Below are 24,315 nucleotides of genomic sequence, written 5' to 3'. Positions count from 1 at the left end.
GGGTTCTCCTGTCGTCGGGCGGGTTCGGTCAGACCGTGCGGCCGGTGTCCGCGGCGGCCTCCACCCGGCCGTCGACGACGGCGGCCAGGTCGGCGAGGACGGGGTGGCGGGCGATGTCGGCCAGCGACACCGCCCGGTCCAGCCCGACCACCACCCGGACCGCGGACAGCGACGTGCCGCCGAGGTCGAAGAAGTGGTCCCGGCGGCCGACCCGGCCGGCCGGGAGGTCGAGGACCCGGGCGACGACGCGGGCGATGCGCTGCTCGGTCGGGCCCACCGGCGCCTCGAACCCGTCGGCGGGTGCCGGGGGTTCCGCGGTACCGGGCCCGGCGGCCAGCGCGGTGAGCGCCTTCGTGTCGATCTTGCTGTTGGCGGTGAGCGGCAGGGCGTCGCGGTGGTGGAACTCCGAGGGGACCATGTAGGCGGGCAGCGACGCCGACAGCCGCTCGCGCAGCAGCCCCTCCTCGATCGGCGCGGCCGCCGCGTAGAACGCGACCAGGTGGGCGTTCCCGCCGGTCCGCTCGGCGACGACCACCGCGGCGTCGCGGACCCCCGGCACGCGGGCGAGGGTGTTCTCGACCTCGCCGATCTCGATGCGGAACCCACGGATCTTGACCTGGGTGTCGCGGCGGCCGAGGAACTCCAGGGTGCCGTCGGGCAGCCAGCGGCCGCGGTCACCGCTGCGGTACAGACGCCGGTCCGGCCGGTACGGGTCGGTGGTGAACGCCGCCCGGGTGCGCTCCGGGTCGCCGATGTAGCCGCGGCCCACGCACACCCCGGAGCAGACGATCTCCCCGGGCGCGCCGAGCGGGACCGGCAGCAGGTCCTCGTCGACGACCCGGACCGAGGTGTTGCGCACCGGACGGCCCAGCGGGACGCGTCCGTGCTCCGGCAGCCGTTCCAGCACGGCGTGCGTGATGTCGTCCGAGGTCTCGGTCAGGCCGTAGGCGTTGACCAGCCGCACGCCCGGCCGGGCGGTGAAGAACCGCGCCGCCGACTCGGCCTTGAGCGCCTCGCCGGTGGTCGACACCGTGTGCAGGTCCGGCAGCGGGTGCGGGTGGGCGTCCAGGTAGGACAGCACGACCTCGAGGTAGGACGGGACGACCTGGACCACGTTCACCCGCGCCGCGGCGAGCCGGTCGACGTAGCGGGCCACATCGAGGATCAGGTCCTGGGGGACCAGCACGGTCCGCCCGCCCACCAGCAGGGCCGCGACCAGCTGCCACAGCGAGATGTCGAAGCACTGCGGCGCGGTCTGGGCGACGGCCTGCCCCTCGCCGATGCCCAGGTCCTCGATCTTGGCGAGCAGGTGGTTGAGCATCCCGGCGTGCTCGCACATGGCGCCCTTCGGCACGCCGGTCGACCCGGAGGTGAAGTAGAGGTAGGCGAGCCGGTCCGGCCCGACGACGAGGCCGAGATCGGTGCCGGGCAGCGCGGCCAGGCCCGGGTCGTCGACGTCGACGGTGCGGATCCCGGGCAGCGAGATCAGCGCCCCGTCCAGGTGCGCCCGGCTCGCCGGCTCGGTCAGCACCAGCCGGCACCCGGCCCGGGACAGCGTGGTGGTGATCCGCTCGGCCGGGAAGTGCGGTTCGATCGGCAGGTAGGCCCCGCCTGCCTTGAACACGGCGAGCACCGCCGCCATCCACTCCAGGTTCCGTTCGGTCACCACGGCGACCGGGCCCTCCGGTGTGAGCCCGCGGTCGAGCAGTGCTCGGGCCAGCCGGTTCGCCCGGGTGTTGAGCTCACGGTAGGTCCACCGCCGGTCGCCGAGCTCGGCCGCGACGGCGTCCGGGTGCGCGGCCACCCGCTGCTCGAACAGCTCGTGGAACCGGTACGGCGGCAGCTCGCGGTCCGGGCCGTCGCGCCCGGTCACCTGGTGGTGCAGCTCCGCGTCGTCGAGCAGGTGCCCCTGCGCGGGCGGGGCGTCCGGGTCGGCGGCGAGCGCGGCCAGCGCGGCGAGGTGGTACCCGGCGATCCGGGCGGCGCAACCGGCGTCGACGACGTCGGTGCGGTGCCGCAGCCGCAGCACCGCGCCCCCGGTGGCGGACCCGGCATCGGCCCCGGCCGGCTGGACGAGCCCGACGGTCAGCACGACGTCACCGGCCGGGGCGCCGCCGTCACCGGCCGGGTCGAGCACGGTCTCGAACCCGGCCCCGTCGGCGCCCGGGCGCCCGGCCGCGGTCACGAGCTCGCGCCAGGTCGCGACGCCGGTGTCGAGCCGGCGGGCCTCCGGGGCCGCGCCGGCCCGGGGCCGGAACCCGGTGACGATCACCGGCTCGCCGCAGAGCGCGGCGAGCACCCGGGCGTGCGCGGCCAGCAGCGCCGCCCCGGCCTCGACACCGTCCAGGCCCGTGAGCACGCCGGGTGGCAGCACGGTGTCGTACACGGCGGTGTCCTGCACGGCGGTCCCGCCGACGGGCTCGGTGGACCAGCGCGGGATCCGGGTGACCGACGGGGTCGGGGGCGTGGGCCGGCCGGTCGCCGGTCGGGGCGGTCGGGTCTGCTGCGGCTTCATCGGCGGGTCCTCTTCACAGAAGGTGGGAACGGTGGGCCGGACCGTCATGCGGCCGGCAGGGCGGGAACGACGGGTGGTGCCGCCGGGGCGACGGCGGCGGGGGCGTACCGGTCGGCGTGGATCTCGCCGGCCGGGTTGCCGCCCCAGCAGGCCCCGGCGGGCACCTGCTCGCCCTTCATGAGGAAGGAGTCGGCGGCGAGCACCGCGCCGTCGCCGACGTGCACGCCGTAGTGCACGAACGCGGCGACCCCGAGCGTCACGCCGGCCCCGAGCACCGTGCGGTCGGACTTGAACGCGCCGTCCTCCTGCGAGTGGCACTGGACGATGCTCCCGGCGTTGAGCGTGCAGTCGTCGCCGATGGCGGTGAACGACCGCTCGGTGAGGAAGCAGCCGTCGTCGAACACCCGCCGGCCGATCCGGACGCCCAGCAGGCGCCACAGCACGGACTTGAACGGGGTGCCGTCGAACAGCGGGAAGTAGGACTCGGACGGGACCTTCCAGGCGCGCTCGTGCTGCCAGAACGCGCGGTCGTAGATCGAGCAGCCGTCCGGGGCGACGATCTGCAGGTGTTCGGTGGCCCGCTCGACGAGCACGTAGAAGGTGACCGTGAACAGCAGCGTCGCGGCGGGCAGCGGCAGGAACGCCCAGACGCCGACGGTGCGGGAGAGCTCCCACGCCCCGGTCGTCAGCAGCAGCGTGCCGACGAGGTGCAGCCAGCGGGTCAGCAGCCGCAGCCCGATGCTGGCCGCGTTGTGCAGGTCCTTGCCGGCCAGCCGGCGGCGCAGCTCGTCCGGCGGCAGCTCCAGCCCGGTGTCGCGCTCCACCGAGCGGGGGATCTCGAAGCTGGGCGAGCCGAGCAGCCCCACGCCGGAGCGGACCGGCCCGTCGATCGGGACCAGCACCTTGGTCGCCAGCAGGCAGTCGTCCCCGGTCCGCCCCTGCGCCGGGTAGGCGATGTTGTTGCCGAGAAAGTTCCCGGCGCCGATCGACACCGGCGACACCCGGAACGACGAGGCGGAGTAGTCGGCGCTGAGCATCGACAGCCCGTCCGCGACGACCGTCCCGTGGCCGACCGAGCACACGTACGGGTTCTCGTGGCGGACCGCCATCCCGAAGTTCGACCCGGTCTGCACGACCGGGGTGAGCCGGTAACCGACCCACCGCAGGTAGTCGACGATGAACGAGGAGTCCCCGAACAGCTCGGTCAGGGTCTTCCGGTTCGTCGTGCGGGCGATCACCCGGTGTGCCCAGTAGGCCGTGCCGTAGAGCCGGTACACCCGGTCGGTGCGCACCAGCGGCCGCAGCAGCCGCCCCACGGTGCCGGTCCCCAGCAGGCCGAGCACGGTCCCGGCGGCGAACAGCACCGCCGAGGCGGTCAGCACCTCGCCGTAGAACGCGGCGTCGGTGAACGCCGGCACGCCGGTGTCGACCAGCGCGGCCAGCTGCGGGACGTGCGTGAGCAGCAGGAACGCCGCCCCGAGGCCGAGCGGGCCTGCGATCGCGACCAGGTTGACCAGCTGCACCGTGGCGAACACCGCCCGCCGCAGCGGCGGACAGGCCGCCGGCGCGACGACGCGGTACCCGGTGTCGGTCGGCTGCGCCGGTGAGCCGTGCCTGCGGGCACCCGCGGGGACCGACTGACCGGCGTGCAACGACGACGTGTGCCCGAGCTCGCCGCCGTCGCCGATCGAGGTCCCGATGTCGAGCACGGTCTTCTCGCCGACGTACACGTCGCGGCCGAGGGTGACCGGCCCCGTCTGGAGGACGCCGTCGTGCACCCGGTAGCCGGACAGGAACGCGTCCTTGCGCACGATCGTGCCGTCCCCGATCGTGATCAGGTCGGTGCACACCGGTACGTGCCGGGTCAGCACGGTGACGCCGCGGCCCACCCGTGCGCCGAGCGCCCGCAGGTAGAGCACGAACAGCGGGGACCCGGCGAACAGCGCCAGCGGGTTCGCCCGCACCAGCGCCCGCGCCATCCAGAACCGCAGGTAGGCCAGGCTCCAGACGCGGATCTGCTGCGGCCGCCAACGGCCGATGATGATCCACTTGAGGGCGATCGGCAGCAGGCACAGCGCGAGGAAGCCGCCCCCGGCGACGGCGACCGCCCGCAGGTAGAGCTCGAGCAGACCGGCCCCGGCCAGCGCCCATTCCAGGCCCCGGTAGAGCACGAGCATCGGCAGCGCCGAGTACAGCAGGAAGGTGAGCGCCTGCAGGGCGCCGCACAGCGCGTGCCGTGGGGTGCCGACCGGTTCCGACAGCGGGACGGGGACGACCGCGTCCGGCAGCGGCGCCCCGTTCCCCCCGGCCGCGCCCGGCCCGGCCTCGCCCGCCCGACCGCCGGTCGTCGCGCCGCCGGCCACCCCGAGCCCGGTCGCGAGCGCGCGGACGGTGCTGTACCGGTAGACGTCCTTGATCGACACCGGGGGCAGGTCCACCCGCTTGCGCAGCGCCGCGCAGAACCGGGCCATGCTCATCGAGTCGGCGCCGAGGTCGTCGAAGAAGTGCTGGTCCGGCCCGACCTCGGTGTCCAGCACCTGCGCCAGTGCCTCGAGCAGGCTCCGCTCGGCCGGGCTGGACCCGTCGTCGGCGAGCGCCGCCGCCAGCGCCCGCAGCGTCGGGTACCGGTAGACGTCCTTCATCGACACCGGGGGCAGGTCCGCGCGCTTGCGCGCCGCGGCGCAGAACCGGGCCATGCTCATCGAGTCGGCGCCGAGGTCGTCGAAGAAGTGCTGGTCCGGCGCGGCCGGTGCGCCGAGGACGTCGGCCAGCACCTCGGCCAGCGCCGCGGCCGGGCCGGTGGGGAGCGCGTGCCCCGCAGTGCTCACAGTGCTTGCAGCGCCCGCAGTGGCCGTAGCGACCGCCGGTGCGGTGACCGGCGCGGCCGGTGCGGCCGCCGGTGCCGGGGCCAGGGCGGTGCCGGGCCCGTACCGCTGCTGCTCGCGGTCCCGGCCGTCGACCCGGCCCAGGTACTCGAGCTCGCCGTCGGTGTTCACCCGGCCCAGGTCCCCGGTCCGGTAGATCCGGCCCGAGGGGTTGCCGGGGATGCCGAGGAAGTCGCGGATGAAGACCTGCTCGGTGAGGTCGTCGTGGTTGAGGTAGCCGCAGGCCAGCCCGATCCCGGCGATCCCGATCTCGCCGGTGTGCCCGTGCGGCAGCGCCCGGTACGGGTCGGACACGTCGAGCACGACGGTGCTGTAGGTCGGCAGCGGGATCCCGATCGTGACCGGGCCGACCGGCCGGACCTGCGACCAGGTCGCGGTCACGGTCGCCTCGGTCGGGCCGTAGACGTTGAGGAACCGCCTGCCCGGGCGGCACCAGCGACGCAGCGCCTCCGGGCGGCCGTCCTTGCCGCAGACCAGCAGGAAGCGCAGGCCGGGCAGGTCGGCGTCGAGAGTGTCGAGCACGTGCGGCACGGTGCAGAGCGCGGTGACCCGGTGCGCCGCGAGGAACCCGCCCAGCGCCGGGCCCAGCAGACCCGGCCCGGGCGGGCGCGGCACGAGGGTGGCGCCGCTGACCCACGGCACCCAGATCTCCTCGACGGCGAAGTCGAACGCGAGCGCCATCCCCTGGTAGACCCGGTCCTCGGGCCGGATGCCGTAGGTCTCGGCCGCGACCTTGACGAAGTTGCAGATGCTCGGGTGGTCGATCGCGACGCCCTCGGGGCGGCCGGAGACCGAGGCGTAGCTGATGTAGGCCAGCGGGTTGTCGCCCACGCCCCGCTCGGCGTCGATCAGCCGGCGGCCGTCGAGCTCGTCGACCAGGGGAGCGACCACGTCGAGGTGCACCAGTTCGGCGCCGGTCGCGGCCAGCAGGTCGATCCGGTCGACCCGCTGCTGCAGGTGCGACAGCGCGAGCACGGTCCGGACCCGGGCGTCCTCCACGATGTAGACCAGCCGCCCGGTGGGGGCGGTGACGTCCAGCGCGACGTAGGTGGCACCGACCTTGAGCACGGCCAGCATCGCGACGTAGGCGTGCGCCGGCACGTCGATCAGCAGCGCGACCCGGTCCCCGGCGCGGATCCCGCGCAGCCGCAGGTAGCGGGCCAGCCGGTTGGCGCGGGAGTCGAGCTCGTCGTAGGTCAGGGACAGCTCGGGGGAGTCGACGGCGAGCCGGTCCGGGCGGCCGTAGCGGCGCACCCAGTCGCAGCGCTGCTCGAACAGGTGGTCCAGGCGCTCGTCCCGGCGGACCCGCCGGCCCTGGGCCTGCTCCCGGTCGACCAGCACGAGTTCGGACACCGCCGGGCCACCCGGGGCGGAGGGTCCGGCGTGCAGCGGCACCTGGCCTCCTCCGGGGGACGGGAGGACCCCGGCCGGCACCTCCCGGTCGTCGACGCAGGCGCGAAGGCTGGCACCGGTGTCCGCACCGGTCAACGCCGTACCGGGGCCGTCCGGGGCGCGATAGCCAGTTCTGACGACGGGTGATCGGTGAACGGTCGGTGCGGCCATGACGCTCCTCGCCGGTGTTCGCCGGTGTGCGCTGCCGGCGGGCTGCCGGTGCCCGTCGAGCATCCGCCGCCGGGCGCCCGCGGGGAGCCGGGCGGACCCCACGGCCGGGTCGTGTGGCCACCCGGGGGTTGACCCCACCCGGGGACGGGGGCGGCCTCCGCGGGAGCGGGTGCGGACACGATCGAGCGGGAGGCCGCCGGCCGCGACCGTTGACGGCAGTCGCAACGAGCGAGGAGGCGGTCCCGATGTCGGTCATCACCGGTCCCCAGCAGTTCAACCAGGACGACCTGTACGTCGACCTGTTCCCGACCCTCGGGCACGCGCTGTACCTCAAGTGCGAGGGCTTCAACTTCGCCGGTTCGGTCAAGCTCAAGGCAGCCACGGCGATGGTCGAGGCCGCCGAGCGGGACGGCATCCTGCGGCCGGGGTCGTTCCTGGTCGAGTCCTCCTCCGGGAACCTGGGCGTGGCGCTCAGCATGATCGCCGCGAACCGGGGCTACCGGTTCGTGTGCGTCACCGACGCCCGCTGCAACCTGGCGACCCGCCGGCTGATGGAGTCGCTGGGCACCGAGGTGCACGTGATCACCGAGCCGGACCCGGAGCTGGGCCTGCTCGGCGCCCGCAAGAACCACGTCCGCGAGCTGTGCGAGTCCGACGAGCGCTTCGTGTGGCTGAACCAGTACGAGAACCCGAACGCCTGGAAGGCCCACCACGCGACCACCGGGCCGGCGATCGCGGCCGAGTTCCCGGACGTCGACGTGGTCTTCGTCGGTGCCGGCACCTGCGGCACGCTGATGGGTGTCGCCCGGTACTTCCGGGAGAACGCCCCGCACGTCCGCATCGTCGCCGTCGACAGCGTCGGCTCGGTGACCTTCGGCGGCCCGGCGGCGCGGCGGATGATCCCCGGCCTGGGCAGCGGCGACCGGCCGCCCCAGCTCGACGAGTCCGTCGTCGACGACGTCGTGCTGGTCGAGGAGGCCGACACCGTCCGGACCTGCCACCGGTTGGCCCGCACCGGTTTCCTGTTCGGCGGCTCCACCGGCACCGTGGTCAGCGGGGCGGCCGCCTGGCTGGCCGAGCACGGCACGCCCGGGATGACCTGTGTCGCGCTGGCCCCCGACCTGGGCGAGCGCTACCTGGACACGATCTACCAGCCGCACTGGGTCGAGGACCTCTACGGCGCGGACGTCCTCGACGACGCGTTCGCCGCAGCCTGATCAGCCCGAGCAGTCCGGTCATTCCGGCCGGGCGGATCAGCCGGCGAGCAGCCGCTCGCAGGTCCGGACCAGCACCGCCGCCGCGGCCCGCACGGCCCCGGTCGACGCGGGGTTCCCGGCGAGGCGCTGCCACCGCGCCAGCTCGTGCCCGGCGGCCCGGTGCACCTCGCCGGGCGCCGCGCCGGGCGGGAGCCCGAGCCGGGCCGCCGGATCGGCCCCGCACCCGCCGAGCAGCCGTTCGGCGGACTCGCGCAGGTCACCGGCCAGCGCCCCGCCGGGACCGTGCAGCGCCGCCACGAGCTCGGCCTCGACCAGCTCGTACGCCTCGGCCCGCACCCGTTCGACCCGGTAGCGCAGCGGCTCCGCCCCGGGAGGTGACGGCTGCGCGGTCCGCAGCACCTCCTCCAGCGCCGCCAGCGCGGACCGGGCCGCGAGCACGCCGTCGTGCCCGGCCGCCGGCGGGACCCGGTCGAGGGTCGCGGCGGCACCGGCGAGCGCCGCGGAGTGCGGGGTGCCGGCGTAGACCTCGGCACCGGTACCCAGCAGCTCGCGGACCTGCTCGCGGACCCCGCCCGGCGCGGGCCGGCGGGGCCCGCCCGGGTCCGGGGCGGTCCGGTCGCCGGCGCCGGCGGGTGTGACGGCCGGGAGTCCGACGGTCGTGCCGTCCACTGCCTGCCCATCGGCTGCCTGCTCGCCGGTCGCCTGCCCGTCGGCTGCCTGCCGGTCGGCTGCCTGCCGGTCGGCTGCCTGCCGGTCGGCTGTTCGAGCGCCGGCCGTTTGCCCGCCGGCCGTTTGCCCGCTGGCTGTCTGCGCGCCGGCCGTGCTCCCGAGCGCGGTGTCGCCGGCCGCCACGGCCACGGCCACGGCCGCGGTCGCCGCCGTGGCGCCGACGTCGCCCGAGGGCAGCGGCAGCGACCACAGCACCGTCGTCCCCGCACCGGGGGCGGAGCGCACCGCGACCGTCCCGCCGACGGCGACCAGGCGCACCGTGAGGTTGCGCAGGCCCCGGCCCCGTGCCGGGGGCGTGCCCGGTCCCGGGTCCGGGACGAAGCCGGGGCCCTCGTCGCGGACCGTCATCGTCAGCGTGGCGTCCCGCTCGGCGATACGGACCGTCACCGGGGCGCCTGCGGCGTGCTTGCGGGCGTTGTTCACGGCCTCCAGGCAGCAGAAGTACGCGGTGTCGGCGATCTCGTCGGGGTAGCGCCGGTCCGGGGGCACGCCGTCGTGCTCGATCGTCACCGGCGGCTCGGAGCCGGCCAGGGTGTCCTGCAGGACCGCGACGAGGCCCTGCCCGGCCAGCACCGCCGAGGAGACCCCGCCGACGGTCTCGGCCAGCACCGCCTCGGCGCCGTCGACCTGCGCCAGCAGCGTGTCCAGCCGGTCCCGGGCCTGCTCGTGCTCCCCGGCCGAGACCAGGTGCTCGACCAGGCCGAGGCTCAGCCCGAGGCTCACCAGGTGGTGCTGGGCGCCGTCGTGCAGGTCCCGCTCGACGCGGCGGCGCTCGGCGTCCATCCGGGCGACCGCGTCCCGCCGGGCCGCCGCGATCCGCTCGCCGTGCGCCAGCGCGGCCCGCAGCTGACGCTCCAGCTCGATGGCCGAGCGGTTCGCGTGCAGCACCACGCCCAGGCTGTCGGCGATGTCGGGCAGCAGGTTCCGCCAGTCGCCCCGCAGGCCCTGCGCCGCCTCCCGGTCCACCGCGATCTCGCCCAGCTCCTCCTCGCCCTGCCGGACGGGCACCCGCACGAGCGCGTCGCCGTCCGCGGCCCGGCCGGCCTGCGGGTCCGACCAGGTGTAGGTGCGGTCGCGCAGCCCGGTCCGGTACACGGTCAGCCGGCACGTGGTGGCGCCCAGACCCCGGCCGACGCCCTCGGCCACCCGGTCCAGGTCCGGTGCGTCACTCGCCGGAGCGTGCGACAGCGCGGTCACCCCGGCCAGCACGCTGTACGGGGTCGGGCGGGTCCCGTGCAGCAACCGGTCGGCGAACGCCTCGGTCCACAGGTACAGCGGGCGGAACGCCACGGCCACCGGCAGCCCGGCCAGCGCGACGGCGCCCACCGGGCCCGCGCCGGCGGCGCTCAGCACCGCGACCAGCGCCGCGAGGGTCCCGCCGGCGACGGCCGCCACCAGCGTGACGGCCAGGGCCCGGCCGAACACGTGCTGCGCCGTCCGCACCCGGGGGCCGGATCCCGACGCCAGCAGCGCCGCCGCCCCGAGCGCCGTCGCGGCCACCCGGGCGAACCAGAACAGCAGCGCGACCGGCGGCCCGCCCGGTTCGAGGGTCAGGCCCGGGCGGTCGAGCGCGACCAGCAGCGCGGTGACCAGCATCAGCACCACCGCGATCACCAGCGTCGCCGCCGACGCGCACAGCAGCAGCCGGACCCGGGCCCGCGACGCGGAGTCCGCCCCGGCGCGCAGCCGGGCCCGCAACGCGACCAGCCCGGTCGTCGGCAGCAGGAACCCGAAGAACACCACGCAGCCGGTCGCCGCCCCGGCCACGGCGGTGCCGGCGACCCCGAGGACGGCTGCCGCGGCAGCCGTCGCGGCGGCCGCCCCGCCCCACCGGCCGGGCCCGGGCGAGGGGAACAGCAGCATCGCCGCGACGGCGGCGGCGCAGGCCACGGCGGTGAGCAGCAGCCGCGGGAGCGGCCCGGCCGCCGCGTCGAGCAACGCCGCGACCTGCAGGTCGAACGCCGCCGCCGTGGCCGTCGCGGCGACCGCGGCCAGGCGCAGCGACCACGACCGGCCGCCCGCGTACAGCAGGACGACCGCGAGCAGCAGCCCCAGCGCGCTGCACGCGTGGTCGAGCAGGGCCCGGGCCATCGGCTCGGTGCCGGGGACGGGGGCCGGCGGAGCGGTCACGGCCCGGATCCGGCCGCGGACACGGTGCCGGCCGGATCGACCAGCGGCTCGAGACGCTCCGGCAGCCTGCCGTGCACGACGACCGCGCCGTCGTCGGTGCCGAGGTCGACCGTGCCGCCGAGCGCGTGCAGCCGTTCGACGTCGATCGCCAGGGCGTCGCCGAGCGTCGCGGCGTCGGCCCCGGGCGCGGGGTCCTCGACCCGGACCGACAGTCGTCCACCGCCGAGGGCCAGCCGGACCAGCAGCTCCGGGCCAGCGGGCCGGGCGGCCAGGTGCTGCGCCGCCGCCGCGGCCAGGTAGTAGATGCCCGACTCGATCTCCCAGGCGAGCCGCCGGTCCACCGCCGACTCCAGGCGCACCGGGCGGGGCAGGTCGGCGACCAGCTCCTCCAACGCCGCGGCCGGGCCCTGGTCGCGCAGCACCGACGGGTAGACCCCGCGGGCGATCGAGCGGAACCGTTCCAGCAGCTCCTCCAGCGCGGTCCGGGTGTGGGCCAGCCCGGCACGGACCTCCTCGGGCGGGGTCCCGGCGGCCAGCGCGTCGCGGGCGCCGCGGAGCCCGTCCCGCAGCGTGACCAGCCGGCCGGCGGTCGCGTGCGACAGCTCCCCGACCAGGCGGCGGCGCTCGACGTCGCGGGCCCGGCCCAGCCGCTCCCGGGACCGCTGCAGCTCGTCGGCCAGCTCGTCCGCGCGCCGGACCCGCCGTTCCAGCTCGACGCCGTGCTGCACCTCGCGCAGCAGCGCACCGGCGCCGTGCGCGAGGTCGCGCAGCAGGCGGCGGTCGTCCTCGGTGACGGCGGCCCCGGCCTTCCCGATCGCCAGCGCGGCACGCAGCTGCTCGCCGTCCAGCACGGGGACGACGTGGTCGGTGTCCGGGCGGGCGAGGAGCACGGCCATCCCGGGGACGGAGAGCTCGCCGTCGTCGGTCCCGCCCCGACCGGCACCGTCGCCCCGGACCGCGCCCGGCGGGTGGACGGCGGTCGCGACGAGCCGGTCCTCGACCGCCAGCCACACCACGGCGCGGTGTGCCCCGGTGCCCTCGGCGATCGCCTCGGCCAGGCCGGGCAGCGCCGCCGGCAGGGTCCCGGCCCGGATCCGGGCGGTGGCCCGGGCCAGTGCCGAGTACGGCGTCCCGGTGCGGTGCGGGTCCAGCCGGCGCGCCCAGCGGTCCAGCCGCGGCAGCGCCGCCGCGGTCGCGAGCGCGGCCACCGCGGCGGCCGCGAACGGGAACAGCACGGCGACCGGCCCGGCCCAGGCCCGCGCACCGACGACGCCGACGACCAGCACGAACACCGCCAGCACCCCGGCCGTGACGGTCAGCGGGCGCACGACACGCGCCGCCAGGGCGGCTCCGGTCCTCCCGGCTCGACCCATCTCCACCACCCGCCCCGGATCCGAGCAGCGCAACGGTACGGCGACCCGGCCCCGGCCGGTACCGGTCAGCCGGCGTCCTGCGAGCGGAGGTAGGTCAGCACCGCGAGCACCCGCCGGTGCTGCTGGGTGGTCTCGGTGGTCAGCCCGAGCTTGCCGAAGATGTTCGCGATGTGCTTCTCGACGGCCTTGGGCGTCACGTAGAGCTGGGCCGCGATGCCGGTGTTCGACCTGCCCTCGGCCATCACCCGCAGCACGTCGAGCTCGCGTTCGGTGAGCACGCCGAGCGCGTTGCGGCGGTCGCCGCGCGGGCGCTCGACCAGCCGCTTGGCCAGCACCGGCTCGATCACGATCTCGCCGTCGTGGATCCGGTCGAGCGTGTCGGTCAGGACCTCGACGCTGCCGACCTTCTCCTTGAGCCGGTAGCCGATCGCGTCGGTCCCGATGTCGAGGATCCGCATCAGGTAGTGCGACTCCGCGTAGTGCGACAGGAACAGCAGGCCCATCGACGGGTACAGGGCCCGCAGCCGCTCGGCGGTGACCAGGCCGCCGTCGGGCTCCGGGGGCATCCGGATGTCGAGGACCGCGACGTCGGCGTGCACCCCGGTCAGCATCGCGACCAGCTCGTCGCCGCCCGCCGCGCAGCCGACGACCTCGTGCCCCGCGGCACGCAGCAGCATCTGCAGACCCTCCCGGAACAGGGCGCCGTCCTCGGCCAGCGCTACCCGCACGGGAACCTCGCCGTGATCGTCACCGGGTCGCCCCCGCCGACACCGACGCTCCCGCCCAGCGGCTCGGCACCCTCGCGGAAGTGCGCCGCGTGCGCCCGGGGAACGCCGTGCACCCGGAGCAGCAGGTCGGCGCCGTCCCGGTGGGCGGCGACGGTGATCCGCCCGGCCGGGCGGGCGGCCAGGCTCGCCGCGACGGCGAAGTAGGCGGCGCCCTCGGCGGTCGCCCCGAACCGGTTGTCCGGCACGTCGAGGGTGACGCCGACCCCGCGGCGGTCGGCCTCCTCACGCAGCGCCGGCCCGAGCCCGGCCTCGTCGAGCAGCGGCGGGTAGAGCGCGGCCGCGATCCCACGCAGTTCCTGGAGCACGGCGTGCAGCTCGTCCTGCATCCCGTCGACGGCCGCGTGCAGCTCCACGTCGTCCTCGGGGAGCCGGCAGCGGACGAGGCCCAGCCGCAGCGCGAGCGCCGAGACCCGTAGCGCCGCACCGTCGTGCAGACGGCGTTCCAGCCCGCGCCGCTGGGACCACTGCGACCATCCGGTCACGCGACCGGGCCCCGGCGGGGGCACGGCGTCCCCGTCCCGGCATGCGGGATCGACCGTCATCGGTCGAGCGTGCCGCCGCGCGCGGCGGCACGGAAGCGGGTGGGCCCCACCCGGTGGTAGGGACGGCACCCTTGTGCCCGGGTCGGGGGCGTGGGATGTAACGACACGACGGCTGTGGCGAGTGCCAAGTCGTCGGCGTGTCGTTCCGGCCGGGGCAGGTCCCGGCGGGCGGCGCGCGTCCCGCACCGGGAGGTGGGTCGGTGGGCTACAGCCTGGGAGTCGATCTCGGAACGACGTTCGTCGCCGCCGCGGTCGCGCACGCGTCCCGGGTGGAGATGTTCACCCTGGGCGACCGGAGCGTCGTGTCCCCGGCCGCCGTCTACGCGCGGGCCGACGGCGAGCTGGTCACCGGCGACGCCGCCGTCCGCCGGGCGGTCAGCCACCCCGACCGGGTCTCCCGCGAGTTCAAGCGCCGCCTCGGCGACCCCACCCCGGTGATCCTCGGCGGCGCGGCGTTCGGGGTGTCGACGCTGCTCGGTGCCGTGCTCGGCGACGTCGTCGCCCGGGTCGGCGACACCGAGGGCCGGGGGCCCGACCGTCTGGTGCTCACCCACCCCGCCAACTGGGGGCCGTACCGGCGCGAGCTCTTCGACGAGGTGCCGGAGGCCGCCGGGCTGCCCACCGGCAGCACGACGGTGCAGCGCGCGGTCACCGAACCCGAGGCGGCCGCCGCCCACTACGCCGCGTCGCGCAGCCTCGGCGAGGGCGACACCGTCGCCGTCTACGACCTGGGTGGCGGCACATTCGACGCCACGGTGCTGCGCAACCACCACGACGGCATCGAGATCCTCGGGACGCCGGAGGGCATCGAACGGCTCGGCGGGGTGGACTTCGACGAGGCGATCCTGTCGTTCGTCAACTTCCAGGCGGGCGGTGCGCTGACCGAGCTCGATCTCGGCGACACGCAGACGTCGGTGGCGATGGCGCGGCTGCGCCAGGACTGCGTGCTGGCCAAGGAGGCCCTGTCGGTCGACACCGAGACGACGATCCCGGTGTTCCTGCCGCAGCGGCACTTCGACGTCCGGCTCACCCTGGACGAGTTCGAGGACATGATCCGGGCCCAGATCGAGTCGACGATCGGTGCGCTCACCCGCACCCTGCAGTCGGCCCGGGTGGAGCCGGCGGACCTCAGCGCGGTGCTGCTGGTCGGCGGCTCGTCACGGATCCCGCTGGTCGCCCGGATGCTCTCCGAGGCGCTCGGGCGGCCGATCGTGATCGACACCCACCCGAAGTACGCGGTCGCGCTGGGGGCCGCGGAGCTGGCCCGGGCGGGCGCGGGGGAGGAGGGCGCGGCCGGAGCGCCGTCGGCGAACGGGCACGCCGTGGGGGTCGCGGGCGCCGGGTCCGCACGGCCCGGCGCGAGCAGGTCCAGGACACCGGGATCCGACGCAACGAGATCCGGCGCGGCCGGGTCCGGGGCGGTGGGGACGGGACCGTCGGAGGCCGGGGCTCCGGGTGCGGGGCGGTCGGGGGCGGCCTCACCGCCCGGGCCGGCCGGTGCCGGACCGCCGGGGTCGGCGACGCCGGGGACCGCCTCGTCCGAGGGGCCGCGTGCCACGACCCCGTCCGCGCCGGCCGCCCCCGGAGCGCTGCCCCGTCCGGCGAGCTCCGCCGGCTCATCGCTGTCGGGTGCCGGACCACGGGAGCCCGGGGCTCCGGGGCCCGCGATCCCGGGTGACAGGTCGGCGGACCCCGCGGCGGGGGCCGCCGGGGCGGCGGCACTGTCGGGCTCTACGGGCTCTACGGGCTCTGCCGGCTCTGCGGGCTCCGCGGTCCGCCCGGCCGCCGCGGCGAGCGGTCTGCCCCGCCCACCCGGCGGGCCGGAGGGGTCGTCGGCGCAGGCCCCGGCCGGGCTCCCGCGCCCGCCCGGGGCCGAGTCCGCCGGGATGCCGCGGCCGCCCGCGGCCGGTGCCGCGGGCGCGGTGGGCGCAGCCGGGTCGGCACCGCCCGGCGCCACGGCGCGGTCCGCGGCACCGGCCGCGGGGTCGCAGGAGTCCACCGGATGGCCCGTGCCGGATCCGGGGGCGCGAGGAAGCGACACCGGATCGCCGGGTGCCGGGCAGGCACCCGGCGCCTCGGCCCGCTCCGCGGGGGCGCGGGGGGCCACCGGGTGGCCGACGCACGGATCCGGCGCCGAGCCGTCGGGAACGACCGGTCGGACCGGCGCACCGGACCGGGTGTCCGGGGGCGACGGAGCGTCCGCACCGACCGGCGGCCCCGGCGCTCCGGGGGGCAGGTCCCGGCGCTCGGGGTTCCTGCCGTCCGGCCGGGGAGCGGGTGCGGGGGAGACCCTCGCCGCCGGTACCGCCGCCGGCGCGCACGACGCGGTGGGCGGGGCCGACGCGGCCAGGGCCCGCGCGGCGTCGTCGTCGGCGGCCGCACCGCCGTCGTCCGAGGGGCCGGGCACTCCGCCACCGGAACGACCGACGGTGGCCGGCCCGCCCCCACCGCCGCCGCGGGGCGACGGCCGCCGTGGCCGCAGCCGGCTGCTCGCCATCGCGGTCGTCGCGGTGCTGGCGCTCGGCGCCGGTGCGGTCTACCTGGTCACCGGCGGGTACGGCCTCCTCGTCGGGGACGGCATCGCCCAGCCCAGCGCGGTCGAGCCGCCCGCCGAGGAGGGGGTCGCCGTCGCGGTGCCGATTCCGACCCTCGGCCAGGCCGTGCCGGCCGGAGCGACGTCCGGGTTCGTCGCGGTGTCCCCGAACGGCAGGCTCGCCTACGTGGCGAACCGCGCCGCGGGCGTCGTCACCGTGATCGACACCTCGGTCAACCGGGTCACGGCCACGATCCGCGTGCCGGCCGGGCCGCCGCAGTACGTGGCCTTCGCACCGGACGGCGGGCACGTCTACGTCAGCGTGTTCGACGAGGCGCGCACGATCGCCGCCGTCGCGGTCCTCGACACGACCACGAACTCGGTCGTCGCGACCGTGCCGGTGCAGACCCGCCCGTTCGCGCTGGCGGTCACCCCGGACGGCAGCAAGGTCTACGTGCCCAACCACGACTCGGGCACGGTCTCGGTGATCGACACGGCCACGAACGAGGTCACCGCGGACATCCGGGTGGCGCCGAACCCGCACTGGGTGGCGATCTCCCCGGACGGCAGCCGGTTCTACACCGCGAACCACGAGTCGAACCTGATCAGCGTGCTCGACACCGCGAACGACGGCGTCGTCGCCGAGGTCCCGGTCGGCACGAGCCCGCACAGTGTCGCGGTCAACCCGTCCCGGCCGCTGGTCGCCAACGTCAACTACGACGCCGCCTCGGTCTCGTTCACCGACACCACGACCGACACGGTGGTCGCGACCGTCCCCGTCGGGGTGAACCCGCAGGCGATCGCCTGGTCACCGGACGGCCGGTTCGCCTACACCGCGAACGTCACCGACGACACCGTCTCGGTGATCAGTGCCGACACCTACACGGTGACGGCGACCCTCCCGGTCGGGGACGGCCCGACCAGCGTCGCGGTGCTGCCGAACGGCAAGCAGGCCTACGTCAGCAACCTCAACGACGGCACGCTGAGCGTCCTCGACATCGCCGGTTGACCGCCCCACGACGGTCACCCGTCCTGGAGCGGGGCGCGCGGAAGCTCCTCGGCTGTCGATCACCGGGCACCTGCCCGGCACACCCGGCCACGCCGCCGCCCGGGCAGAGCGAGAACGCGCTGATCGACGAGTGCGGTGCGGCTGAGGTGCGCCCTTCTGCCGTCTGTCGGGCGAGAACGCGCTGATCGACAGGTGCGGGGCGGTCGAGATGCACGTCAGCGCCCCGCGCAGGACGGTCGCGCGATGATCGACGGGCGCGGGGCAGTCGAGGTGCACGCTTCTGCCCTCTGCGGGGCAGTTGCGTGTTGATCGACGAGCGCCGGCGGGTGAGATGCACGTTCGTGCGCCCCGTGGCGCTCGGGCAGGGAAGCACCCCGGTCGATCAGCACGCTTCCGGCCCCGGCCGGGGCGAGATCGTGCTGATCGAGACGGGACCGGAGCGGGCGGGAGCCGGAGGCTCAGCCCCCGGCGAACGGCGGCAGCACGTCCAGCGTGGCGGCCCCGCCGAGGGCGGCGGAGCGGTCGCGCACCGCGACCTCGTCGAGCAGGAAGCTGCAGCGCTCCAGCACGCGTCCCAGCTCGGCGCCGTGCGCGGCACCGAGCGCGGCGACGGCGTCGGCGACGGTCGCGCCCTCGGGGATCGCGACGGTCTCCTCCGCCGTGCCCGCGGCGGCCTTGGCGGCGGCGAAGTAACGCACGGTCAGGGTGCGGGTGGCCGTGTCGACGGCACCGGTCGTCATGGGAAGGCTCATCCTCCGATCGCGCTCATCGGGCGCGCGGGTTGCAGGAATCCGGGGTCGTCGATGCCGTGGCCGGCCTTCTTGCCCCACATGGCGTCGCGCCAGACGTCGGCGATCTCGGTGTCGGACGCGCCGCCGCGCAGCATCGCCCGCAGGTCGGTCTCGCCGGTGGCGAACAGGCAGGTGCGGACCTGGCCGTCGGCGGTGAGCCGCGTCCGGTCGCAGGAGCCGCAGAACGGCCGCGTCACCGAGGCGATCACCCCGACGACGTCCGGCCCGCCGTTGACGAGGAACTTCTCCGCCGGCGCCCCGCCGCGGTCCTCGTCGGACGGGGTCAGCACGAACCGCTGCTCGAGCCGGTCCAGGATCTCCTCGGCGGTGATCATCTCCGAGCGGCGCCAGCCGTGCTGGGCGTCGAGCGGCATCTGCTCGATGAAGCGCAGCTGGTAGCCGTGCTCGAGCGCGAACGCGAGCAGGTCGGCCGCCTCGTCGTCGTTCACCCCGCGCAGCAGCACCGCGTTGATCTTCACCGGGCGCATGCCCGCGGCGTGTGCGGCGGCCATCCCGTCGGTCACGTCCTGCAGCCGGTCCCGCCGGGTGATCTCGGCGAACCGCTCCGGGCGCAGGGTGTCCATCGAGACGTTGAGCCGGTCCACCCCGGCCGCGGCGAGGGCCTCCGCACGCCGGGCGAGGCCGATGCCGTTGGTGGTCAGCGAGATGTCCGGGCGCGGCTGCAGCGCCGAGGCCGCGGACAGCACGTTCTCCAGGCCCTTGCGCAGCATCGGCTCGCCACCGGTGAAGCGCAGCTCCTCGATACCGAGCTCGTGCACGGCGATCGCGATCAGCCGGTTCAGCTCGTCGTCGGTGAGCTGCTCCTCGCGCGGCATCCAGTCCAGGCCCTCGGCGGGCATGCAGTAGGTGCAGCGCAGGTTGCAGCGGTCGGTGAGCGAGATCCGCAGGTCCGTCGCCACCCGGCCGAACCCGTCGATCAGACGCGGATCGCCGGGCCGGGCCGGGTCCCGGGACGGGCCGCCGCGCAGGGACGGCAGGCCGAGCTCCGTGGTCATGGACGCGAGGCTAACCCTCTCCGTCGCGCCCGGCCACGACGGATTCTCCCAGCTCAGCGGCATGATCCGCACCCGCGGGGGTCACTCCGGCGACGCCGTCGCAGATGCGGAACTAGTCACCGTGTACCTAGTCGAAAGGACAGGTACGCGGTGACTACCGACGGCTGAGACCGACGGCTGGGACCGGCTACCGGTGCGCCTTGAGCTCCTGGCGGGCGACCGAGCGGATGTGCACCTCGTCCGGGCCGTCGGCGAAGCGCAGCGCGCGGGCCCAGGCGTAGAAGTAGGCCAGCGGGAAGTCGTCGCTCATCGCCCCGCCGCCGTGCACCTGCATCGCGCGGTCGATCACCGTGCACGCCATCCGCGGCACGACGACCTTGATCGCCGCGATCTCGGTGGCCGCGCCCCTGGCGCCGTGGTTGTCGATCAGCCAGGCGGTCTTGAGCGTGAGCAGCCGGGCCTGCTCGATCTCCATCCGGGACAGCGCGATCTGCTCGCGGACGACGCCCTGCTCGGCCAGCGGCTTCCCGAACGCGACCCGGGCCTGCGCGCGCTCCACCATCAGCGACAGCGCCCGCTCGGCCATCCCGATCAGCCGCATGCAGTGGTGGATGCGCCCCGGGCCGAGCCGGGCCTGAGCGATGGCGAACCCGCCGCCCTCCTCGCCGAGCAGGTTCGACGCCGGCACCCGCACGCCGTCCAGGCGCAGCTCGGAGTGGCCGTGCTGGTCCTGGTAGCCGAACGTCGGCAGGTGCCGGACGATCTCCAGCCCCGGCGTGTCGCGGGGGACCAGGATCATCGACTGCTGCCGGTGGGGGGAGGCGTCCGGATCGGTCTTGCCCATGATGATGAAGATCCGGCAGCGCTCGTCGGCGGCACCGGAGATCCACCACTTGCGGCCGTCGATGACGTAGTCGTCGCCGTCGCGGCGGATCCGGGTCTCGATGTTGGTCGCGTCCGAGGACGCCACGTCGGGCTCGGTCATCGCGAACGCCGACCGGATCTCCCCGGCCAGCAGCGGCTCCAGCCACTGCTGCTTCTGCTCGTCGGTGCCGAACAGGTGCAGCGTCTCCATGTTCCCGGTGTCCGGGGCCTGGCAGTTGATCGCCTCGGGGCCGATCACCGGCGACCAGCCCGATACCTCGGCGACGGGTGCGTACTCCAGGTTCGACAGGCCCGAGATCGCCGGCAGGAACAGGTTCCACAGCCCGCGTTCGCGGGCCTCGCTCTTCAGCGACTCGACCACCGGCGGCAGGTCCCACTCCTGCGGGGTGCCGCGCCGCTCGGCCCGGAAGGCGTCGTACTCCGCCTCGGCGGGCAGGACCTTCTCGTCGAGGAAGGCGCGCATCCGCGCGGTGTAGTCGGTCGCCACGGCACTGGGTGCGAAGTCCACGCCGACGATCAGACCACACCCCGCTCCGGTGCGGCACGGGACGGCTGCGCGGGCGGACGGCCGGGGGAGCCGGTGGATCTGCGTGACATCCGGCGTGGCCCGACCGCAGGCGCGACCCTAGTATCCGGGTCGTGCCGCACTTCAGGATCTCCGAGGCCGCGCGGCTGCTCGGCGTCAGCGACGACACCGTCCGCCGGTGGGTGGATGCGGGGACGCTGCCGGTGCAGGCGGACGCGTCCAACCGCAAGGTCATCGACGGGGCCTCGCTGGCCGAGTTCGCCCGCGAGCACGCCACCGCCCCGCCCGATCCCTCCGTGGTCCAGCGTTCGGCCCGCAACCGGATGGTCGGCCTGGTCACCTCGGTCGTCGCCGACACGGTGATGGCGCAGGTGGAGATGCAGTGCGGCCCGCACCGGGTGGTGTCGCTGATGAGCAGTGAGGCCGTGCGCGACCTCGGCCTCGAACCCGGCGCGCTCGCCGTGGCGGTGATCAAGTCGACGAACGTCGTGGTCGAGACGCCGGGCGGCCATCTGTGACGACCGCCCGGACGACGGGGCCGCGGTCGGCGAGCCCGGCCCGGCCGCCGCGCCGGGAGGGGGTCGCCGACCGGCACGGCACCGGGGTCGGCCTGCCGGGCTGGATGTGGGTCCCGGCCGGGATCGGGTTCCTGCTGGTGGCGCTGCCCGTGGCCGGCCTGCTCTGGGAGGCCGACTGGGCGGCGATGCCGCAGCTGCTGACCAGCGACGCGGCGCTGTCGGCGCTGCGCCTGTCGCTGCTCACCGCGGCCGTGTCGACCACGCTCTGCCTGCTGCTCGGCGGCCCGCTCGCCGTCGTACTGGCCCGCGGGCGGCTCAACCGGTGGCCCGGCGCGCTGCGCGCGATCCGCTCGGTCGTGCTGCTGCCGCTGGTGTTGCCGCCGGTCGTCGGCGGGCTCTCCCTGCTGTTCCTGCTCGGTGCGAACGGGCTGGTCGGCTCCGGTCTGGACGCCGCGTTCGGGATCTTCATCCCGTTCACGACGGTCGCGGTGATCCTGGCCCAGACCTTCGTCGCGATGCCGTTCCTGATCGTGTCCCTGGAGGGTGCGCTGCGGACGGCGGGGGAGCGCTACGAGGCGACGGCGGCGACCCTCGGGGCGTCCCCGGGGCTGGCCTTCCGCCGGGTGACGCTGCCGCTGGTGCTGCCCGGGCTGGCGTCCGGCCTGGTGCTGGCCTTCGCCCGCTGCATGGGCGAGTTCGGCGCGACGATCGCGTTCGCCGGCAGCCTCGAGGGCACCACCCGGACCCTGCCGCTGCTGGTCTACCTGCAGGGGGAGACCGACGTCGCCGGGGCCGTCGCGCTGTCGCTGCTGCTGGTGGTGGTCTCGCTGGTCGTCATCGTGGTGGGCAGGCCCCGCGGTCTGGACGGCCGCGGGTGAGCGGGGTCGAGCTCACCGCCCGCCTCGAGCGGGCCGGTTTCGCGCTGGACGTGGATCTCTCGGTCGCCGAGGGCGAGGTCGTCGCCGTCCTCGGGCCGAACGGCGCGGGCAAGTCGACCCTGCTCGGCATCCTGTCCGGCCTGCTCCGCCCGGACGACGGGCGGCTGCGGGTCGCCGGGCGGCCCCTGCTCGACACCGCCGACGGCACGTTCGTCCCCCCGCACCGGCGCGGGATCGGCCTGCTCGCCCAGGAGGCGTTGCTGTTCCCGCACCTGTCCGCGCTGGCCAACGTGGCCTTCGGGCCGCGCGCGCAGGGCGCCGGGCGGGGTGCGGCCGAGGAGCGGGCCCGCGGGCTGCTGGCCGCCGTCGGCGCGGCGGAGCTCGCGGACCGGCGCCCGGCCCAGCTCTCCGGCGGGCAGCAGCGGCGGGTCGCGCTGGCCCGCGCGCTCGCCCCGGAGCCCGGGTTGCTGCTGCTCGACGAGCCGCTCGCCGCGCTGGACGTCGACGCCACCCCCGCGATGCGCACCCTGCTGCGCCGGGTGATCGCGGACGCGAAGCAGACGGCGCTGCTGGTCACCCACGACGCGCTCGACGCGCTGGTGCTCGCCGACCGGGTCGTCGTGCTCGACCGGGGCCGGATCGTGGAGCAGGGGCCGGCCCGCGAGGTGCTCGCGCGGCCGCGCAGCCCGTTCTCGGCCCGGATCGCCGGCCTGGACCTGGTGCCCGGGACCGCGGACGGCACCGGCCTGCGGACCGCCGACGGTGTCGAGCTGCACGGGCACGCCGTCGAGGTGGTGACCGGCGAGGCCGCGGTGGCGGTGTTTCCGCCGTCGGCGGTGTCCGTGCACGCCGAACGCCCCGAGGGCAGCCCGCGCAACGTGTTCCGGGTCCGGGTGGCGGCGCTGGAACCGCGCGGCGACACCGTGCGGGTGCGGGCCGCGGCGCCGGCGAGCGGCCCGGACTGGGTGGACGGGCTCGCCGCGGACGTCACCCCCGCCGCCGTCGCCGACCTGGGTGTCGAGCCGGGCCACGCGATGTGGTTCGCGGTGAAGGCGACCGAGGTGGCCGTGCACGGGATGAAGTGAGGCCTGGAAACACACTGTCACCCCATCGGTCACAGAAGTCACCCGAGCCACCATCGTGTCTCTCGCACCATTCGCCACAGCCGCATAGCGTCGCGTTCCGTGAACCCGTCGCGTTCCCGTGCCGCCCTGTCGGTCATCGCCGCCGTGCTGGTGACGGGGCTCGGTGTCCCGCTCGCGCCCGTCGCCCTCGCGGCGGAGAGCGTGCCGGGGGCGCCCACCGGATACCTGGTCCAGACGGCGTCGGCCGGCCAGACCCGGGCCGCGGCCGAGGCCGTGGGTGCCGAGCCGACCGCCACGTTCGACAGCGTGGTGCACGGGTTCGCCGCCCCGCTGGACCCCGCGCAGGCCGCCGAGCTGCGCGGGCGGCCCGGCGTCGTCGGGGTCGAGGAGGACCGGACGATCACGCCGCTCGACCCGCAGGCCGTCCACCAGGACGCACCGTCCGGCCGGGCGCAGGCCGAGCAGGCGCCGGGCAACTGGGGCCTCGACCGGATCGACCAGCCGGACCTGCCGCTCGACGGGCAGTACCGGCACAGCGCGGACGGCTCCGGGGTCGACGTGTTCGTGCTCGACACCGGTGTGGACGCGCGGCACCCGCAGTTCGGCGGCCGGGCCGAGCTCGTGGCGAACACGATCGACGACCGCGACGAGGACTGCGACGGGCACGGCACGGTCGTCGCCGGGATCGCCGCGGCGAAGGACCACGGCGTCGCGCCCGGGGCGAACATCCGCTCGGTGAAGGTCCTGGACTGCCACGGCACCGGCACCCTGTCGTCGCTGCTCGCCGGCATCGACTGGGTGGTGCAGCACAAGCGGGGCCCGTCGGTCGCGGTCATGTCGTGGAGCTACGGGAACTCGCCGATGCTGCAGCAGGCGGTGCAGCGGATGATCGACGGCGGGGTGTTCGCCGCGTCCTCGGCGGGCAACACCGGCGGCGACGACTGCTCCGCACTGCCGCGCGCGGTCAGCGGGGTGCTGGTCGTCGCGAACTCCACGATCGAGGACCGGCGGGCCTCGAACTCCTCGACCGGGTCGTGCGTGTCGCTCTACGCCCCCGGCAGCCGGATCGTCTCGCCGGTGCCCGGCGGCGGCACCGCCTCCTACAGCGGCACCTCGATGGCGGCGCCGTTCGCGGCCGGGGTCGCGGCCCTCTACAAGCAGGCCCGTGGCGACCAGCCGTCGGGGACGGTGAAGAAGTGGCTGATCGACAACGCGGTCGGCGGACGGATCGACGGCGGGGGCACCGGCGGGACGCCGAACCGGTTGCTGCAGACCGGCGGTCTGTAGGCGGCACGGCACCGGACGGGGCCGGGCAGGCCGCTACGGTCCCGG

General features: G+C 75.8%; 15 protein-coding genes. 6 read left to right on the top strand and 9 right to left on the bottom strand.

Going from position 1 to position 24,315, the window contains the following annotated elements; genetic code table 11:
• Window positions 1–28 precede the first annotated feature (28 nt).
• Entirely contained in the window at window positions 29–2,515 is a 2,487-nt protein-coding gene (locus tag BM093_RS34940; RefSeq protein WP_177238197.1) for a non-ribosomal peptide synthetase, read from the bottom strand.
• A 44-nt stretch (window positions 2,516–2,559) separates the two neighbouring features.
• Window positions 2,560–6,795, bottom strand: a complete 4,236-nt coding sequence (locus BM093_RS01155) for a Pls/PosA family non-ribosomal peptide synthetase (RefSeq protein WP_177238205.1) — start codon at window positions 6,793–6,795, stop codon at window positions 2,560–2,562.
• A 413-nt stretch (window positions 6,796–7,208) separates the two neighbouring features.
• On the opposite strand from BM093_RS01155, the gene sbnA reads away from it, so the two are divergent.
• Complete coding sequence (sbnA, locus tag BM093_RS01150) at window positions 7,209–8,180, top strand: 2,3-diaminopropionate biosynthesis protein SbnA (RefSeq protein ID WP_093335820.1); 972 nt, start codon at window positions 7,209–7,211, stop codon at window positions 8,178–8,180.
• Between the two features lie 36 nt (window positions 8,181–8,216).
• Here the strand turns inward: sbnA and BM093_RS01145 are convergent, their stop codons facing one another.
• The 4 genes from BM093_RS01145 to BM093_RS01130 all read right to left on the bottom strand — a co-directional run bounded on the left by BM093_RS01145 (window position 8,217) and on the right by BM093_RS01130 (window position 13,742).
• Window positions 8,217–11,039: a sensor histidine kinase gene (locus BM093_RS01145; RefSeq protein WP_093335817.1), complete on the bottom strand. Its 2,823-nt coding sequence runs from the start codon at window positions 11,037–11,039 to the stop codon at window positions 8,217–8,219.
• A complete protein-coding gene (locus BM093_RS01140; RefSeq protein WP_093335814.1) occupies window positions 11,036–12,367 on the bottom strand; it encodes a sensor histidine kinase in 1,332 nt (443 codons plus the stop codon). The genes BM093_RS01145 and BM093_RS01140 overlap by 4 nt, the downstream gene beginning before the upstream one ends.
• Window positions 12,368–12,477: 110 nt before the next feature.
• Complete coding sequence (locus tag BM093_RS01135; protein WP_093335809.1) at window positions 12,478–13,140, bottom strand: response regulator transcription factor; 663 nt, start codon at window positions 13,138–13,140, stop codon at window positions 12,478–12,480.
• On the bottom strand, window positions 13,131–13,742 hold the full coding sequence (locus tag BM093_RS01130; protein ID WP_093335806.1) for a sensor histidine kinase: 612 nt from the start codon (window positions 13,740–13,742) through the stop codon (window positions 13,131–13,133). Before BM093_RS01130 ends, BM093_RS01135 begins: the two co-directional genes overlap by 10 nt.
• Window positions 13,743–13,942: 200 nt before the next feature.
• Between BM093_RS01130 and BM093_RS01125 the strand changes: the two genes are divergently transcribed.
• Entirely contained in the window at window positions 13,943–17,284 is a 3,342-nt protein-coding gene (locus tag BM093_RS01125; protein ID WP_093335803.1) for an Hsp70 family protein, read from the top strand.
• Window positions 17,285–17,742: 458 nt separating this feature from the next.
• Here BM093_RS01125 and BM093_RS01120 read toward each other — a convergent pair whose 3' ends face one another.
• The 3 genes from BM093_RS01120 to BM093_RS01110 all read right to left on the bottom strand — a co-directional run bounded on the left by BM093_RS01120 (window position 17,743) and on the right by BM093_RS01110 (window position 20,484).
• The gene (locus BM093_RS01120) at window positions 17,743–18,024 is read right to left on the bottom strand and encodes a MoaD/ThiS family protein (protein ID WP_093335800.1); all 282 of its coding nucleotides are present in this window, start codon (window positions 18,022–18,024) and stop codon (window positions 17,743–17,745) included.
• Window positions 18,025–18,032: 8 nt separating this feature from the next.
• On the bottom strand, window positions 18,033–19,091 hold the full coding sequence (moaA, locus tag BM093_RS01115; RefSeq protein WP_093335797.1) for a GTP 3',8-cyclase MoaA: 1,059 nt from the start codon (window positions 19,089–19,091) through the stop codon (window positions 18,033–18,035).
• Window positions 19,092–19,278: 187 nt separating this feature from the next.
• Complete coding sequence (locus tag BM093_RS01110) at window positions 19,279–20,484, bottom strand: acyl-CoA dehydrogenase family protein (RefSeq protein ID WP_093335794.1); 1,206 nt, start codon at window positions 20,482–20,484, stop codon at window positions 19,279–19,281.
• A 131-nt stretch (window positions 20,485–20,615) separates the two neighbouring features.
• Between BM093_RS01110 and BM093_RS01105 the strand changes: the two genes are divergently transcribed.
• The 4 genes from BM093_RS01105 to BM093_RS01090 all read left to right on the top strand — a co-directional run bounded on the left by BM093_RS01105 (window position 20,616) and on the right by BM093_RS01090 (window position 24,270).
• On the top strand, window positions 20,616–21,020 hold the full coding sequence (locus BM093_RS01105; RefSeq protein ID WP_093335791.1) for a TOBE domain-containing protein: 405 nt from the start codon (window positions 20,616–20,618) through the stop codon (window positions 21,018–21,020).
• A 104-nt stretch (window positions 21,021–21,124) separates the two neighbouring features.
• Window positions 21,125–21,898 carry an ABC transporter permease gene (locus BM093_RS01100; RefSeq protein WP_093336535.1) on the top strand — a complete coding sequence of 258 codons (774 nt, stop codon included), beginning with the start codon at window positions 21,125–21,127 and terminating at the stop codon, window positions 21,896–21,898.
• Entirely contained in the window at window positions 21,895–22,983 is a 1,089-nt protein-coding gene (locus BM093_RS01095) for a sulfate/molybdate ABC transporter ATP-binding protein (protein WP_093335787.1), read from the top strand. Before BM093_RS01100 ends, BM093_RS01095 begins: the two co-directional genes overlap by 4 nt.
• A gap of 99 nt (window positions 22,984–23,082) precedes the next feature.
• The gene (locus tag BM093_RS01090; RefSeq protein ID WP_093335785.1) at window positions 23,083–24,270 is read left to right on the top strand and encodes a S8 family peptidase; all 1,188 of its coding nucleotides are present in this window, start codon (window positions 23,083–23,085) and stop codon (window positions 24,268–24,270) included.
• The last annotated feature ends 45 nt before the right edge of the window (window positions 24,271–24,315 follow it).

It is taken from the genome of Pseudonocardia ammonioxydans, assembly GCF_900115005.1.
GTDB lineage: Bacteria > Actinomycetota > Actinomycetes > Mycobacteriales > Pseudonocardiaceae > Pseudonocardia > Pseudonocardia ammonioxydans.
Note: the sequence above shows the minus strand (reverse complement) of the source record. Positions and strands in the feature narration are given on the sequence as shown.

Coding starts and splice junctions, on each gene's coding strand:
- BM093_RS34940 (WP_177238197.1), bottom strand. CDS start 2,515: ATGAAGCCGCAGCAGACCCGACCGCCCCGACCGGCGACCGGCCGGCCC.
- sbnA (WP_093335820.1), top strand. CDS start 7,209: ATGTCGGTCATCACCGGTCCCCAGCAGTTCAACCAGGACGACCTGTAC.
- BM093_RS01130 (WP_093335806.1), bottom strand. CDS start 13,742: ATGACGGTCGATCCCGCATGCCGGGACGGGGACGCCGTGCCCCCGCCG.
- BM093_RS01120 (WP_093335800.1), bottom strand. CDS start 18,024: ATGACGACCGGTGCCGTCGACACGGCCACCCGCACCCTGACCGTGCGT.
- moaA (WP_093335797.1), bottom strand. CDS start 19,091: ATGACCACGGAGCTCGGCCTGCCGTCCCTGCGCGGCGGCCCGTCCCGG.
- BM093_RS01100 (WP_093336535.1), top strand. CDS start 21,125: ATGTGGGTCCCGGCCGGGATCGGGTTCCTGCTGGTGGCGCTGCCCGTG.